Source organism: Pseudomonas sp. SWRI50, assembly GCF_014269095.1.
In the GTDB taxonomy this organism is placed as follows: domain Bacteria; phylum Pseudomonadota; class Gammaproteobacteria; order Pseudomonadales; family Pseudomonadaceae; genus Aquipseudomonas; species Aquipseudomonas kermanshahensis.
Map to the genome: position 1 here is coordinate 1 of NZ_JABWRW010000044.1, position 15,538 is coordinate 15,538.

Annotated in this window: 10 protein-coding genes and 2 rRNA genes; 7 read left to right on the forward strand and 5 right to left on the reverse strand. The window is 61.3% G+C overall.

Translation table 11 applies throughout. The annotated features are described in order from the left end of the window. A partial coding sequence (locus HU750_RS26625) for a retention module-containing protein (protein WP_186683333.1) occupies positions 1-2,022 on the reverse strand: 2,022 nt, incomplete at its 3' end. Positions 2,023-2,372: 350 nt separating this feature from the next. Between HU750_RS26625 and HU750_RS26630 the strand changes: the two genes are divergently transcribed. The 3 genes from HU750_RS26630 to HU750_RS26640 are packed head-to-tail and all read left to right on the forward strand — an operon-like array spanning position 2,373 to position 7,277. Then, positions 2,373-3,710: a TolC family outer membrane protein gene (locus HU750_RS26630; RefSeq protein WP_099452579.1), complete on the forward strand. Its 1,338-nt coding sequence runs from the start codon at positions 2,373-2,375 to the stop codon at positions 3,708-3,710. A gap of 44 nt (positions 3,711-3,754) precedes the next feature. Continuing rightward, the gene (locus HU750_RS26635) at positions 3,755-5,911 is read left to right on the forward strand and encodes a type I secretion system permease/ATPase (protein ID WP_186683335.1); all 2,157 of its coding nucleotides are present in this window, start codon (positions 3,755-3,757) and stop codon (positions 5,909-5,911) included. A 7-nt stretch (positions 5,912-5,918) separates the two neighbouring features. Beyond that, positions 5,919-7,277, forward strand: a complete 1,359-nt coding sequence (locus tag HU750_RS26640) for an HlyD family type I secretion periplasmic adaptor subunit (RefSeq protein WP_186683338.1) — start codon at positions 5,919-5,921, stop codon at positions 7,275-7,277. Positions 7,278-7,391: 114 nt separating this feature from the next. Here the strand turns inward: HU750_RS26640 and lapD are convergent, their stop codons facing one another. Further along, entirely contained in the window at positions 7,392-9,338 is a 1,947-nt protein-coding gene (gene lapD, locus HU750_RS26645) for a cyclic di-GMP receptor LapD (RefSeq protein ID WP_027595478.1), read from the reverse strand. Positions 9,339-9,348: 10 nt separating this feature from the next. After that, a complete protein-coding gene (gene lapG, locus HU750_RS26650; RefSeq protein WP_172960332.1) occupies positions 9,349-10,110 on the reverse strand; it encodes a cysteine protease LapG in 762 nt (253 codons plus the stop codon). Between the two features lie 205 nt (positions 10,111-10,315). Between lapG and HU750_RS26655 the strand changes: the two genes are divergently transcribed. From HU750_RS26655 to HU750_RS26670, 4 genes are all read left to right on the forward strand, one after another. Beyond that, positions 10,316-11,005, forward strand: coding sequence for a GntR family transcriptional regulator (locus tag HU750_RS26655; protein WP_027595476.1), 690 nt, complete (start codon positions 10,316-10,318; stop codon positions 11,003-11,005). Positions 11,006-11,120: 115 nt separating this feature from the next. After that, entirely contained in the window at positions 11,121-11,624 is a 504-nt protein-coding gene (locus HU750_RS26660) for a sigma-70 family RNA polymerase sigma factor (RefSeq protein ID WP_099452576.1), read from the forward strand. Beyond that, a complete protein-coding gene (locus HU750_RS26665; RefSeq protein ID WP_186683337.1) occupies positions 11,621-12,589 on the forward strand; it encodes a FecR domain-containing protein in 969 nt (322 codons plus the stop codon). Before HU750_RS26660 ends, HU750_RS26665 begins: the two co-directional genes overlap by 4 nt. A 217-nt stretch (positions 12,590-12,806) precedes the next feature. Then, positions 12,807-15,176, forward strand: a complete 2,370-nt coding sequence (locus tag HU750_RS26670; RefSeq protein WP_238348954.1) for a TonB-dependent siderophore receptor — start codon at positions 12,807-12,809, stop codon at positions 15,174-15,176. Positions 15,177-15,229: 53 nt separating this feature from the next. On the opposite strand, the gene rrf (HU750_RS26675) is transcribed toward HU750_RS26670, so the two are convergent. Together rrf (HU750_RS26675) and rrf (HU750_RS27690) are read right to left on the reverse strand one after the other, a co-directional pair. Further along, a 5S ribosomal RNA gene (gene rrf, locus HU750_RS26675) occupies positions 15,230-15,345 on the reverse strand. 109 nt (positions 15,346-15,454) lie between these two features. After that, a 5S ribosomal RNA gene (rrf, locus tag HU750_RS27690) occupies positions 15,455-15,538 on the reverse strand; the annotation flags it as partial.

A 15,538-nucleotide genomic window follows, 5' to 3' on the forward strand; every position in this document is an offset into this window, starting at 1 on the left:
CGTGGTTTGAGCCGGGGTCGGGTTCGGCGTCAGTTGCTCGAAGTTACCGCCGGTGGCACCGGTGATGGTGGTGCTAACGGTCGAGCCGTTGTTGTAGACGTCGTTGGCCGGCGTTTGGAAATCAACGTTGCCCTGGGTCTTGCCAGCTTCGACGGTGATGGTCTGGCCGTTCGACAGGGTCACGGTTACCGGCGTCTGGGCAGGGTTGCTCAGGGTCACGGTGTAGGTGATCACGCCGCCTTCGGTGACTGACGGATTGGCAGTCAGGGTCGCGGTAGTGACGTCTACCGAATCATTGATCGTGGTTTGAGCCGGGGTCGGGTTCGGCGTCAGTTGCTCGAAGTTACCGCCGGTGGCACCGGTGATGGTGGTGCTAACGGTCGAGCCGTTGTTGTAGACGTCGTTGGCCGGGGTCTGGAAGTCAACGCTGCCCTGGGTTTTGCCAGCTTCAACGGTGATGGTCTGGCCGTTCGACAGGGTCACAGTCACCGGAGTCTGGGCAGGATTGCTCAGGGTCACGGTGTAGGTGATCACGCCGCCTTCGGTGACCGATGGATTGGCGGTCAGGGTCGCGGTGGTGACGTCTACCGAGTCATTGATCGTGGTCTGCGCCGGGGTCGGGTTCGGTGTCAGTTGCTCGAAGTCACCGCCGGTGGCACCGGTGATGGTGGTGCTAACGGTCGAGCCGTTGTTGTAGACATCATTGGCCGGCGTTTGGAAATCAACGCTGCCCTGGGTTTTGCCAGCTTCAACGGTGATGGTCTGGCCGTTCGACAGGGTCACAGTCACCGGAGTCTGGGCAGGATTGCTCAGGGTCACGGTGTAGGTGATTACGCCGCCTTCAGTCACGCTTGGCGACGCAGTCAGGGTCGCGGTAGTGACATCAACCGAGTCATTGATCGTGGTCTCGGCCGGCGCAGGGTTAGGCGTCAGTTGCTCGAAGTTACCGCCAGTAGCACCGGTGATGGTGGTGCTAACGGTCGAGCCATTGTTGTAAACGTCATTGGCCGGCGTCTGGAAATCAACACTGCCCTGGCTCTTGCCAGGCTCAATGGTGATCGTTTGGCCATTGGACAGGGTCACGGTAACCGGCGTCTGGGCAGGGTTGCTCAGGGTCACGGTGTAGGTGATCACGCCGCCTTCGGTCACCGAAGGGGTGGCGGTTAAGGTCGCCGTGGTGGTGTCGATGGTATCGGTAATCTGCGTAACCGCCGGCGTTTGCGGCAGGGTCACGATCAGACCGTTACCACCGGTGGTGCCGGTTACGGTGGTCGAAATCTGACCACCGTCGATGTACGGCGTGTCATTGGCCGGGATGGTGACGTTGACGCTACCGCTGGTCTGCCCTGCCGGAATGACGATCACTGCGCCGTTGGCCAGGGTGACGATCAGGTTGGACGTCGGCGCCTGGCCAACTGTCGCGGTGTAAACGATTACGCCACCCGCTTCGGTGATGGAAGGGGTGGCGTTGAGTACAAGGGCGGTGGAGACGTTGGTCTCCGTTGTGGGCGGAATGACCTGGTTGTTGTTGCTGGTGTCCACCGCGCCAACGTCTTCATTGTCCAGCGCTGCGGCAAAGCCCAACGGGCCGGTCGGGAAGCCGATGCTCGGGTCGACCCGGCCTGCGGTCTCCTCAAGCATGACGAAGCTGTGGCCACCGCCCAGCGCACCGCCACCGCCCGCCGCTGCCGGGCCTGCTGCGGTAGCTTCAAGCTCGGTGGTCGGGTCGACACCCGCGGCGATCGCCTGCTGCAGCTCTTCCACCGACGGTGCAGCCTGCGCAGTGGCCTGGCTCAGGTCGGCGCTGCTGTAAGGCGCATCCGCGCTCCACTGGCTGTCACGGCCCAGGTCGAGCATACGGCCGTCGGCCAACTCGAGGGTTACCGCGCCGCCTGGGCCGGTGAGGACTTCCTCACCCGCCAACAGGCGGTCACCTTCGATGAGTACACGCCGGATGCCCTCTGGGGATACCGCAATAACCTGGCCGACAATGCTTTTGACGATGGCTACAACGCTGCTCATTGGACTCTCCGTGTGACCCGATTGGGGTACTTCCCTGCCAGAGCGGCGCTCTTTAAAGCCACTTCAGGCGGAACTGTGTAGATTGATGTGTTGACGATTTTTGACGTCAAAATTCCGTCTATAACTGTTTGGAATTAACTATCTGCCAAACTATTGACCTTATACTCGCCATCCTAAACAATCGGCAATGTAATGTCACATTGATATTTGCACCTTTGCCACCCCTTCCTTTAGTACTAATCCAGTGCCCGTCGGAAGTTCGCTCATCGGTCAGATCAGGTGCCATTTTCCAGGCCCTGAAAACCTCAACCGTGATTCAGGACAACTGCGCCTTCGGGAACCCGCCAAAAATGCGTGCGTCACTGTTTACCGTTCTTCCCATCACCCTAGCCGCCACGTTCGTACAAGCACAATCCTTGCCCGAAGCCATGCAAACAGCCCTTGAGCGACACCCGGAAATCCAGGCCGGCGTGAATGCTCGCGTGGCCGCGGATTACCAGCTGCGCGCGGCCAAGGGCGGCTACTTGCCGAGGGTCGATGTAACGGCGGGCTATGGGCGCGAAGGTACCGATAGCCCGAGCACCGGTAACCGCTGGGACACACTGAACAGAGGTGAGTCAGCAATCCGTCTTCGCCAAATGGTTTTTGACGGTTTTGCCACGTCAAACGAAGTCGACCGTCAACAAGCCACCGCCAACGCCCGGGCCTACTCCCTGATGGGCACCTCCGAGCGCACCGCACTCGACGTCGCCCAGGTGTATCTGGATGTGCTGTCGCGGCGCGAGATGGTGCGCCTGGCCGAAGACAACCTGAGCAACCACGAACGTATTCTGGATCAGATCAAACTGCGCACCAGCCGCGGCGTCGGCCGCCTGGCTGACCTGGACCAGGCCGAGGCACGCCTGGCGCAGGCGCAAAACAACTTGATCACTGAGAAGACCAACCTGGCCGATGCCAGCACCAATTACCTCAGCGTCGTCGGCCAGATGCCCGATGAATTGAGCGCACCGGCGCCGTTCATCGACCTGCTGCCGGCCACGCTGGAGGAAGCCCGCACACAGTTGGTAGAAAGCAGCCCGGTGCTGCGCTCGGCCGAATCAGACGTTGCCGCCGCAGAAAAACAGTACGAGGCCGCAAAGTCGTCCTTCTACCCCCGTTTCGATGCAGAACTCGGACGAACGGCGGATAACAATATCGACGGCACAGCAGGCCATAACAACGAATGGCAGGCTATGCTGCGAATGAACTTCAACCTGTATGCTGGCGGCAGCAACAAGGCAGACCTGGAGTCCAAGTCGTACCTGTCCAACCAGGCGCTGGATATCCGCAACAATGCCTTGCGTCAGCTCAATGAAGAGTTGGGCCTGGCATGGAATGCTCAGGAGAACGCCAACGCCCAGTTGCCGATCGCCCAGCAGTACGTCGATCACAGCAACCGTGTGCGCAGCGCCTACCAACAGCAATTCAGCCTGGGCGAGCGAACCCTGCTCGACTTGCTCGACAGCGAGAATGAAACCTTCACTGCCCAGCGTCGCCTGGTGGAAGTGAAGAACATACAATTGTTTACTCAGTATCGAATCAAGGCGACCATTGGCCAACTGCTCAAGAGTCAGGGTGTCGTAGCCCCGATGGCCACCGTTGTGCAGAACGATCTGAAACCAAGGGTGAGCCTACCAGGCCTGAACTGAAGCGCACCCTGCCCCACCCACCGCAAGGATGAAGAGAGCGCCGCGTGGAATCCGAAGTCAGTCGAGTCCAACTCAGCCACGATCCACGCAGTCAGCATGACGATCCCTTGCTGGATAGTCTGCTGAGCCTGTGTGTCCTGCACCAGAAACCTGCAAGCCGGGTCATGCTGACCACCGGCCTGCCGCTGCCCGCGCAGCGCCTGAGCCCCGAGCTGCTGCCCCGTGCGGCGGCCAGGGCCGGCCTGCAGGGGCGGCTGCTGCAGCGTAAACTGGAGCAGATCCCCAGTATCGCAATGCCTGCCATGCTGTTGCTCAAGGAAGGCCGCAGCGCCGTCCTGCTGGGCTGGGAGAATGAAGACACCGCACGCCTGCTGCTCAGCGAGAGCGATGGTGGCGAGGTGCACGTCAGCCGCGAAGCGCTGCTCAGTGACTACAGCGGGCGTGTGTTCTTCGCCCAGCCGCAGCACAAGTTCGACGTCAACCACGGCAACCTCATCCCGCGCGCGAAATCCTGGTTCCGCGACACCTTGCTGCGCAGCAAATGGCTGTATATCGACGCCATCGCCGCCAGCCTGGTGATCAACCTGATCGCCTTGGCAGCGCCGCTGTTCGTCATGAACGTGTATGACCGGGTGGTGCCCAACCAGGCGACCTCGACCCTTTGGGTACTGGCCGTCGGTATCGCCGGGGCCTACTTCTTCGACCTGATCCTCAAGGGCCTGCGCGGCCTCTGCCTGGACTTGGCCGGCAAGAAGACCGACCTGATCATCTCGGCGACCTTGTTCGAACGCATTGTCGGGATGTCGATGAAGTACCGCCCGGCGCGGGTCGGCAGCTTTGCCCAGAATATCCATGAGTTCCAGGGTTTACGCGACTTCCTCGCCTCTTTGACCCTGACCAGCCTCATCGACCTGCCGTTCACGCTGCTGATCCTGATCGTCATCGCCATGATTGGCGGGCACCTGGTGTGGATCCCGATCATCGCCTTCCCGCTGGCCCTGGGCATCGGTTACGCCCTGCAACGGCCGCTGATGGCGACCATGGAGCGGACCATGGCCCTGGCCTCGGAACGCCAGTCGAGCCTGATCGAGACCCTGGCAGGCCTGGATGCGGTCAAGGTCAACAACGCCGAAAGCGAGCGCCAGTACATGTGGGAACAGACGCTCGGCACCCTCAGCCGTCTGGAACTGCGCGTGAAGGTGCTGTCGAGCCTGGCGATGAACATCACCCTGCTGATCCAGCAACTGGCTGGCGTGGCGATGATTTGCGTCGGTGTCTACATGATCATCGACGGCAACCTGAGCATGGGTGGTCTGGTCGCCTGTTACATGCTCAGCGGCCGTGCCCTTGGCCCGCTGGGGCAGCTCAATGGTTTGCTGGCCCGCTATCAGCAGGCCAAGGTGACCATGGTCTCCACCGACCACATGATGGAGCTGCCGCAGGAGCGCAACTTCGAAGAACGCCCACTGAGCCGCCGGGTGCTGCAGGGCAGCATCGAGTTCCGTGGGGTGGACTTCACCTACCCTAACCAGCAGAACCTGGCCCTCAAGAACATCAACCTGACCATTCGCCCCGGCGAGAAGGTGGGCATCATTGGCCGTAGCGGTTCGGGCAAGAGCTCGTTGGCCAAGCTGATCGTTGGCCTGTATGGATCCGACGGCGGGTCGCTGCTGGTCGATGGCGTGGATATCCGCCAGATCGACGTCAGCGAGCTACGCCACAATATCGGCTACGTGCCCCAGGACATCCAGCTGATGGCCGGCACCCTGCGCGACAACCTGGTCAGCGGCGCCCGCTACATCGAAGACGAAATGATCCTGCAGGCCGCAGAGCTGGCAGGTGTTCATGAGTTTGCCAGGCTGCACCCTGACGGCTATGAGCTGCAGGTGGGCGAGCGCGGCCAGAACCTCTCCGGCGGCCAGCGGCAGAACGTCGCCCTGGGCCGTGCATTGCTGCTCAACCCACAGATCCTGCTGCTCGACGAACCGACCAGCGCCATGGACAACACCGGTGAAGAGCGCCTCAAGCAGCGCCTGCAGGCGGTCATCGAAAACAAGACGGTGCTGCTGGTGACCCACCGCGCCTCGTTGCTGTCGCTGGTGGACCGGCTGATCGTGATCGATCGCGGGCAGATTGTCGCCGACGGCCCGAAAGCCGCGGTCATGGATGCGCTGAAGAAGGGGCAGATCAGTGTTGCATAAGCTCGATATGGGGCAATTCAAGGATGGCCTGCGGCGCTACTTCAAAGGCTCCGACTCGCTTGGCGGGCAGCCACTGCCTGAGGTCAACAAGGCGCTGATCGAGGACGCGCCACGGGTGGTTCGCCTGACCATCTGGGGTGTGATCGCGTTTTTCGTGTTCATGATCGTCTGGGCCAGCGTCGCGCCGATCGATGAGGTCACGCGCGGCGAAGGCAAGGCCATTCCGTCCTCCAAGGTGCAGAAGATCCAGAACCTTGAGGGCGGCATCATCGCCGAGATCTATGCCAAGGAAGGGCAAATCGTCGAAGTCGGCCAGCCCTTGCTGCGCCTGGACGAAACCCGCTTCGCCTCCAACGTCGGTGAAACCGAGGCCGACCGCCTGGCCATGGCGCTGCGTGTCGAACGCCTGAGTGCCGAGGTCGAAGACCGCCCGCTGAAAATCGATGAAGAACTGCGCAAGGCAGCGCCCAACCAGGCAGCCAACGAAGAGTCGCTGTACCTGAGCCGGCGCCAGCAACTGCAGGACGAAATCGGCGGCCTGCAGCAGCAGTTGGTACAGCGCCAGCAAGAGCTGCGCGAGTACACCTCCAAGCGCGCCCAGTACGCCAACAGCCTGCAACTGCTGCGTCAGGAAATCGCGATGTCCGAGCCGCTGGTGGCCCAGGGCGCGATTTCCCAGGTCGAAGTGCTGCGCCTGCGCCGTGCCGAAGTGGAGAACCGTGGCCAGATGGACTCCACCGCGCTGGCCATCCCGCGCGCCGAGGCGGCCATCCGCGAAGTGCAGAGCAAGGTCGAGGAGACCCGCGGCAAGTTCCGTAGCGAGGCGCTGACCCAGCTCAACGAGGCCCGCACCGAGCTCAACAAGGCCACTGCCACCAGCAAGGCGTTGGATGACCGGGTACACCGCACCATGGTCACCTCGCCGGTACGCGGTATCGTCAAGCAGCTGCTGGTCAACACCATCGGCGGGGTCATCCAGCCGGGTAGCGACATCGTCGAAGTGGTGCCGCTGGACGACACACTGGTCATCGAGGCGAAGATCCTGCCCAAGGACATTGCCTTCCTGCACCCTGGGCAGGAGGCGACCGTCAAGTTCACCGCCTATGACTACACCATCTACGGTGGCCTGAAGGCCAAGCTGGAACAGATCGGTGCCGACACCATCACCGATGAAGACAAGAAGACCACGTACTACCTGATCAAGTTGCGCACCGACCGCAGCCACTTGGGCACCGACGAGAAGCCGCTGCTGATCATCCCCGGGATGGTGGCGACGGTGGATATCATGACGGGCAAGAAGACCATCATGAGCTACTTGCTCAAGCCGATCATGAAGGCGCGGTCGGAAGCCTTGCGCGAGCGTTGAGTCTTACGCAATCCCGGTAGGAGCAGCCTTGTGCTGCGAAGAGGCCAGTGGCAGTACCGAGAATCTTCTGTGCTGCCGCTGGCCTCTTCGCAGCACAAGGCTGCTCCTACCCGTTCAGCGCCAGGGTGCGGGCTCACCCACCAACTGCCCCTGAATACCACCCACGCCCATTTCCCGCAGCACCAACCTTTCCCCTTCCGTCTCGACCCGTTCAGCAATCAACGGCAGGTCGATGCTGTGCGCCGCGCGCTGTATCGCTTCGATGAACAGGCGCTTGTGTTGTTCATGGTCGATGTTACGGATATAGCTACCATCGATCTTCAGGTACGCAAGGCCCAGGTGCGCCAGGTTGCCAATCATGCTGAACCGCCCGCCAAAGCGCTGCAGCGCCAGCCCGAAGCCATGCGCGTGCAGGCGCCGGGTCAGCTGTTCGAGGGCTGACTGTTCGGGCAATTGCTCTTCGCCGATCTCGAATGTCAGGCGTGGGCCCAGCGCCGCATGCTGGCTCAACAGCTCGTAGACGCGTTGCAGCGCCTTGGGGTCGGCCAAGGTTGCAGCGGACAGGTTCAGCGCCAGCACCTGATCATGAGTGCGCAGGTGGGCAAGCACCTTTTCCAGCACCAGCAGATCCAGGCGCGGCATCCAGCCAAAGCGCTCCAGCCAAGGCAAGAAGCGCCCGGCCGGCAATGCCTCGCCCTGCTCATCGTGCAAACGCGAGATCACTTTGTGGTGCAGTACCCGTTGCCCTGTGCCGCAGTCCACCACCGGCTGGAAGAACAGTTCGAATTGCCCATTGACGAAGGCCTGGTCGAGCCGCTCATGCCAGGCATGATGGCTATCACCGGCCACCGCGGCCGCACCCTGTTCAAGGCACACCCAGCCCGGCGCAGGCTGGTTTTCGGCACGCGCCAGGGCCTCGTCGGCGAGCTTCAGCAATGCCTGCGGCGCATCGCCGGGGGTAAACGGCGCAAGGCCGATGCATGCCACCGGGTCGACATCACTGGCGCCCGTCTCGTGCAGACTCTGCAGTGTCGCCTCCAGGGCCTGGGCAAGCTGTACCGCTTCTTCATGCACCATGCCCGGCGCCAGCACGGCGAACTCGCCCCCACGGCTGCGCGAGATCAGGTCTTTGGTCTCCGGGTAGCTCGCACAGGTGCGGCGCAGCTGCTCACCCACTGCCTGCAACAGCTGATCGGTGCGCTGCCCGCCCAGGCGCGCGTTAAGGCCTGCCAGGCCCTGAACCCGCAGCAACAGCAAGTAACCGGCGCGCGCCTCTTCCAGGTTGCTGACGCGCGTATTCAGTTGCATCTCGAAATAGCGGCGGTTGGACAAGCCGGTGAGACTGTCCTGGTAGGACTCTGCACGCAGCCGCTCACTGCGCTCGGCCTGCTCGGTAAACAATGCCTTGAGCTTCTCGACCATCTGGTTCATTGCCTGCACCACACGGCGCAGCTCAGGGGTGCGCGGCAGGTCTGGCAGGCTGAGGAATTCGCGCCGAGCGATGGCATGGGATTGCTCGACCATGTAATCCAGCGGCCGCAATTGCCGACGCAGCAACAAGGCGCCGAGCACCGCGCTGGCGGCACCGCACAGCAACAACCAACCCAGGCTGCCCAACGCACTCTGCCAGAGCTTGGCAATGGCGAACATCGGATGGCTGATCACCTCCACCCGCGCCGCCTGCTGCCAGCCACGGCTAACGATGGCATCCCCACCTGCGGCTTCAAGGCCGATGAGGTGGACGAACCAGGCCGGCACACCCCCTGGGTCGGGCTCGGCGTGGCGCTCCACCAGCACGGCATTGGAGCCCAGGTCGACAACCTTGATGCTCGCATAGTAGCCACTGTCGAAGATCGAGCTGACCATCAGTTCGACCATCGCCGGGTCGTCGATGTTAGGCGTCAGCGACAGCGCCAAGGCAGTGGCCGCGTCCTGGGCGTGCGAACGCAGCTGGTTGACGTACTGGCTGCGCGAGCTCTCCAGGCTGACCATGAAGCTGCCGCTGAAAGCGACCACCAGGAACAGGCAAATGGCCAACAGCAATTGTTTGAACAGTGACATCTGTGCTCCTTCAGTAAACCGGCTCGGCCGGGAACCCTTCGGCCTGCATTTTCTTCAGCAAATCCTGCCAACGTGACAGGCGCTTGGTATCGCCGACCTTCTTGTTGCCGGCGGCGCCTGTCAGCCACAAGCCCTCGCCATTGAAGGCGTACACCGGCAGCAAGTCGGGGCGCTGGCTCGCCGGCTTGATGGCATCCATCAGGCTGTCGAGCACCAACGGCTGAGCCTGTGGGCTGGCATAATAGGTCAGTACCATGTGCGCCCGGTTCTGCCGCAGCGCCTTGACGTAGGTGATGCGCAGCTTCTCGCTGGGGATGCCCATACGTCGCAGACTGAAATACTTGGCAATAGCGTAGTCCTCGCAATCACCGGCCCCCTTGATCAGGGCCTGGACCGGCGTGGCCCAGTAATCGACCTCATGCCACAAGTCGATGTCTTCGACGTAGCGCAATTGCTGGTTGAAGAAGCGATTGACCACTTGCAGCCGTTCCAGCTCACTGCCCTGTTTCTGCGTGGCCATCAGGTTCTGCCAGGCGTCGATACGCCCCTGCCCCGCGCCAAGCGGGCCATACAGCGCCTGCGACTGGCGGCTGATCTGGGAAAAATCCCAGTCCGCGTGCAAGCCGCCCAGTAGCAAGCTACCCAGCAGCGCGGCAAGGCCGACACGTCGCACAGCGGTTTTGAACATCCAGGATATCGCCACTGCGAAGACCTGTTCAGACCCGTCGAAAGCAGCGATGGTGCGGCCTGCCCGTGCAAAAAACAATGGCACCCTGCAATCACGCAGCCAATGGTCGGGCCATACTGACTTTATGGCTATCTCGTTCTATGTACCGCTTCCTTTGCCAAGCGACTTCATACACCATAGCCGCGGCCTTGGGTCGGCCGCTCCAGTGCGGTCGACGGTTTGACAAGCCCCCTTGCCTGTTACTAGTGTCATTGGATCCAACTTTTCTTATCGTCGAGGCAGACTCCGCGTGGCCGAGAAAATCAAACTGAGCAACGTGCTGGCTAGCGAACAGCTATCCCCACACATGGCACGTGCTGTTATCGAGGAGCGCCTGCGCAGCGCCATTCTTGATGGTCGTCTGCCGCCAGGTACTGCCGTGCGTCAGCAAGAGCTTGCCACCTTGTTCGGGGTCAGCCGCATGCCCGTGCGCGAGGCCTTGCGCCAGCTCGAAGCGCAATCGCTGTTGAACGTGGAGATGCACAAGGGCGCAGTGGTTGCGCCCTTGATTGGCGAAGACGCGGTGGACACCTACGCCCTGCGTGTTCTGCTCGAAAGCGAGGCCCTGCGCCAGTCCATTCCGTTGCTCGATGCCGATGACATCGCCCGCGCGCGCGGGTATATCCAGCAACTGGAAAACGAAACCCGTCACGCCGAAATCGGCCGCCTCAACCGCCTGTTCCACATGGCGCTGTACAGCAAGGCGCCGAACAAGAAGTTACTGCGCCTGATCGAGAACGAACTGAACGAAGAAGAGCGCTTTCTGCGCTTCCATCTTTCGTCGATGGGGCTGGGCAAGCTCACCCAGGACGATCACAACGCGCTGGTGGATGCGGCCAGCGACAAGCTGGTGGATGAAGCGGTCGCGGTGCTTGAGCAGCACTTGAACTCAGGGGCGCGTGTTATCAGGCAGTATCTGGATTCACAGCTAGGGCGATAACCGGTTCTGAGCGGGATAGCCGGTCGCCCGACATCAGCCTGTTGCAAAATAAACGGGCTCCGCAAACAATGAGACTAATTATCATTTATGTCCATTGAAGCCAGCGCCCCCCTCCATGCCTTCCAATGACTCCGTGCAAACGCTCTACAGTGACCACCACGGCTGGTTGCATGCCTGGCTGCGTAGCAAGCTGGGTAACGCCGCCGATGCCGCAGACCTGGCCCAGGACACGTTCGTCCGGCTGTTACAGCGTGGCGAGCAGGTACAGCTCAATACGCCAAGGGCCTTCTTGCGCACCGTGGCGCGCGGGCTGGTGATCGATCACTGGCGCCGTGAAGAATTGCACCGGGCTTACCTTGAAGCCTTGGCCCACCTGCCGGAAGCTTCGGCACCCTCGGCGGAAACCCGCGAGGTGCTGCTCGAACTGCTGGAGCGTATCGCTCGCATGCTCGATGGCCTCAAGCCAAAGGTGCGCCGCGCTTTTCTGCTGGCCCAGTGCGAAGGGCTGAAACACCAGGCGATCGCCGAGCAGATGGGTATCTCGGTGCGCACTGTGGAGCGCTACATTGCTGATGCGCTTTATCATTGCTACCTGCTGCGCTTTGAAGACGAGCGATGACAGCCGCCGCTCCCTCCGCCAAAGCGGTCAAGCAAGCCATTCAGTGGATGCTCAGGCTACGAGAAAGCGGCAATAGCCCCGTGCTGCTGCAGCAATGCGAGCAGTGGCGTAGCGCACGGCACGAGCACGAACTGGCCTGGCAACGGGTCGTTCACCTGCATCAGGACCTTGACCTGCGCGCCATCCCCGGCGCGGGGGTTGCCCTGCAGACCTTGGAAACCAGCCAGCGGCGCCTGCACCGTCGCCAGGCGCTCAAGTTGCTTGGCTGCGCCGCCATGGCGGGCTCGGCGACATGGCTGGCCAAAGACCTCGATACCGTCAGCGGATGGGCAGCGGACTACGCGACTGCCACGGGCGAACGGCGCAGCTTCCGGCTGCCCGATGGCTCGCTGATGCAACTCAACACGCACAGTGCGGTAGACCTCGCTTTCGACGATCAGCAGCGCTTGCTCCGCCTCAGATATGGGGAGCTGATGCTCACGTGCAGTGACGTACCGAACCAGGCTCGCCCTCTGCTGGTACAGACGCAAGATGGCCTGCTCGAAGGTTTCGACGGGCGCTTTGTGGTGCGCCAGGAGCGAGACTGCACGCAGGTCAGCGTCAGCCACGGCCACGTGGCGATACACCGGCCGGGGAACGGTCAAGTGCAGTGGATTGCCAGCGGCCAGCACTGGCGCCTGGACACACAGGGCGCACAACGCCTGGAGAGCGTGGCCATGGACCCAGCTGCCTGGAGCGAAGGGCTGATCGTTACCCGCGACATGCGCTTGCGCGACTTTCTTGAACAGGTGAGCCGTTATCGCCACGGCTACCTGGGTTGCAGCGATGAGATTGCCGATTTACGCCTGTCAGGTGTGTTCCGCCTCGAGGACCCTGAGCAGCTGCTGCAATTGCTTCCACAAACGCTGCCGGTGAGGATTCGTCAACGCACGCGCTGGTGGATACGTGTGGAGCAGGTTGCCTGACCTCACCCAAGCGCTGATCTTTTTGGCGGGTTTTGGGTGCCGATCCGGCTAGGACAGTAAGCATCGTCTTCTGCCCTCCCACCCTTCAACGGACTCTTTCATGCCCATCGCCTCACCACACACACGCGCGCCCAACGAGAATGATTTTCGACCTGTCTTGAATTCAGCCACTCTGCGCAAAGCAGTCCAGGCAGCTGTGTTCGGCACAGCCTTGGGCATGTCCACCCTGCCCCTCCATGCTCTGGCCGCCGAAGCGCCCCAGGTTAGCCAGCAGTACGCGATCCCGGGTGGGGAACTGAACGATGTACTCAACCAGTTTGCCCGCCAGGCGGGGATCACCCTGTCGAGCACGCCGCAGTTGACCAACGGGTTGCAGTCCAATGGCTTGCAAGGGCATTACTCGCCTGATCAGGCCCTGCGCCAACTGCTCAATGGCAGCGGCCTGGAAGCCGTCAGCCAGGGTGGGCACAGCTACGTGCTGCGGGCCCAGCCTGAAGAGGCCGCCTTGTCGTTGCCAGACACCGACGTGCGCAGTTTTACCCTGGGTAATGCCCTGGGCAGCATGGACGGCTACAACGCCACGCACAGCCAGGTGGCCACCAAGACCAGCATGCCGTTGGTGGAAACCTCACAGTCGGTTTCGGTGGTCACCCGTCAACAGATGGACGACCAGGGCTCGCAGACCGTTGCCCAGGCCATGCGCTATACGCCAGGTGTGTTGACCAACCCCTATGGCGCCACGCACCGCTACGACTATGTGGCCATGCGCGGCTTCAACGACGGCTCGGTAGACAACATCTACGTCGATGGCCTGAAATCCATGGGTGACAACGGCACCTACAGCACCATGCAAGTGGACCCGTACTTCCTTGAGCGCATCGACATCCTGAAAGGGCCGTCTTCGGTACTCTATGGCCGCAGCTCCCCAGGGGGCCTGGTGGCACTGACCACCAAAAAGCCACTGTTCACGCCATTCCATCAAGTGCAGGCCACAGTCGGCACCCAGGGCCAGCGTGGCATGGGTTTCGACTTCAGCGGCCCGGTCGATGACGACAAACGTATCGCCTATCGCCTGACAGGTTTGGCCGATAGCGCTGATACCCAGTTCGACCACAACAAGGAAGAACGCTACGCCATAGCGCCGGCTATCAGCATCGACTTCACCGAAGACACATCGCTGACGCTCCAGGCGTATCTGCAGCATGACCCCAATGGTGGGTACCACGGCGGTAACCCGGCAGACGGCATGCTGCACAAGCGCAACGGGCTGCGTCTGTCAGACCACTTCTTTGAAGGCGAGCCTGGGATCGACAACTACGAACGCACTCAGCAGTCGTTCAGCTACCAGTTCGAGCACCGTTTCAACGACGTGTTCACCGCCCGACAGAACTTCCGCTACCAGGACTCTGATGTCTCGATGGACCAGGTGTATTCGGCCGGCTGGGCAGATGCCGACAGCAATATCCTCAACCGCGCCTATACCGGCGGCGACGAGCGCCTGCACTCCTACATCATCGATAACATGCTGCAGGCAGAGTTCTTCACCGGTGCGGCCAAGCATACCTTGCTGCTTGGCACCGACTATCAACGCCGCAAAGCCGACGTGGAATGGCGCTACGGCACGGTGGATGCGCTGGATGCCGGCAACCCTCAATATGGCAATGGCAACCTGCAGGTACTCGGCGAGAACCGCTACCAGCGTCGCCTGCAGCAGACAGGGGTGTATTTGCAGGACCTGGTCGAGCTCGACCAGTGGCGCTTCTCGCTGGGGCTGCGTCAGGACTGGGTGAAGGTTTCTGAGGAAAACCGCGACAGCAACACCAAGGTCAATGACGAGCGCACCAAGTTCACCACCCGAGCAGGCGTGCTCTACTTGTTCGAGAATGGCCTGGCGCCTTATGTCAGCTACTCGGAGTCGTTCAACCCCAATACCGTGTCCGACCAGGATGGCCGCCCACTGGCGCCAACCGAGGGCACCCAGTGGGAAGCAGGTATCAAGTACCAGCCGCCAGGCAGTGACAACCTGTTCACCGCCTCGGTGTTCCGCATCGAGCAAGAGAACCTTGCCTCCAAACAACCGAACGAAGAGTTCTATCGCCCTGTGGGTGAAGTTCGCTCACAAGGGCTGGAGCTGGAGGCCCATGTTCAGCTGACTGATAACCTCAAGCTGTTGGCCGGCTACACCTTTACCGACATCGAGTACGCCAAGACGATGCCGAGCCTGGTGTCGACCCAGTTGGACAACAAGGGTAATTCGCCCACCCAGGCGCCCAAGCAGATGTTTTCGCTGTGGGCCGACTACAACTTCCGGCAGGGGGCGCTGGACGGCCTGCGACTGGGCGGCGGGATGCGCTATGTGGGGTATAGCTGGGTTGATGCGGAAAACAGCATGAAGGTGCCCTCTTACACGCTGTTTGACGCTTCGATCGGGTATGACCTGGGCAAGGTCGGCCTCACCGGGGTGGATGTGCGCCTGAATGCGAACAACCTGACCAACGAAAGCTACATCACCTCATGTGCCAGCCTGAACTACTGCTACATGGGTGAAGAGCGAAACGTAAGCGCTACAGTCAGCTATCAATTCTGACCGGAAAAGACAAAGCCCCTGTCTGCATCGCAGACAGGGGCTTTGGGTTTGAATCTTGACGATGACCTACTCTCACATGGGGAAACCCCACACTACCATCGGCGATGCATCGTTTCACTGCTGAGTTCGGGATGGGATCAGGTGGTTCCAATGCTCTATGGTCGTCAAGAAATTCTGTGTGCCGGCCCGTCTTCAAGACGTGCCCGCGAATTTCTATGGCTTCTACTTAAAGACAAAACCCCTACCTGCTTGCGCAGATAGGGGTTTTGCGAAATGAATCTTGACGATGACCTACTCTCACATGGGGAAACCCCACACTACCATCGGCGATGCATCGTTTCACTACTGAGTTCGGGATGGGA

Coding starts and splice junctions, on each gene's coding strand:
- HU750_RS26670 (WP_238348954.1), top strand. CDS start 12,807: ATGTCCACCCTGCCCCTCCATGCTCTGGCCGCCGAAGCGCCCCAGGTT.
- HU750_RS26665 (WP_186683337.1), top strand. CDS start 11,621: ATGACAGCCGCCGCTCCCTCCGCCAAAGCGGTCAAGCAAGCCATTCAG.
- HU750_RS26630 (WP_099452579.1), top strand. CDS start 2,373: ATGCGTGCGTCACTGTTTACCGTTCTTCCCATCACCCTAGCCGCCACG.
- HU750_RS26640 (WP_186683338.1), top strand. CDS start 5,919: ATGGGGCAATTCAAGGATGGCCTGCGGCGCTACTTCAAAGGCTCCGAC.
- HU750_RS26660 (WP_099452576.1), top strand. CDS start 11,121: ATGCCTTCCAATGACTCCGTGCAAACGCTCTACAGTGACCACCACGGC.
- lapD (WP_027595478.1), bottom strand. CDS start 9,338: ATGTCACTGTTCAAACAATTGCTGTTGGCCATTTGCCTGTTCCTGGTG.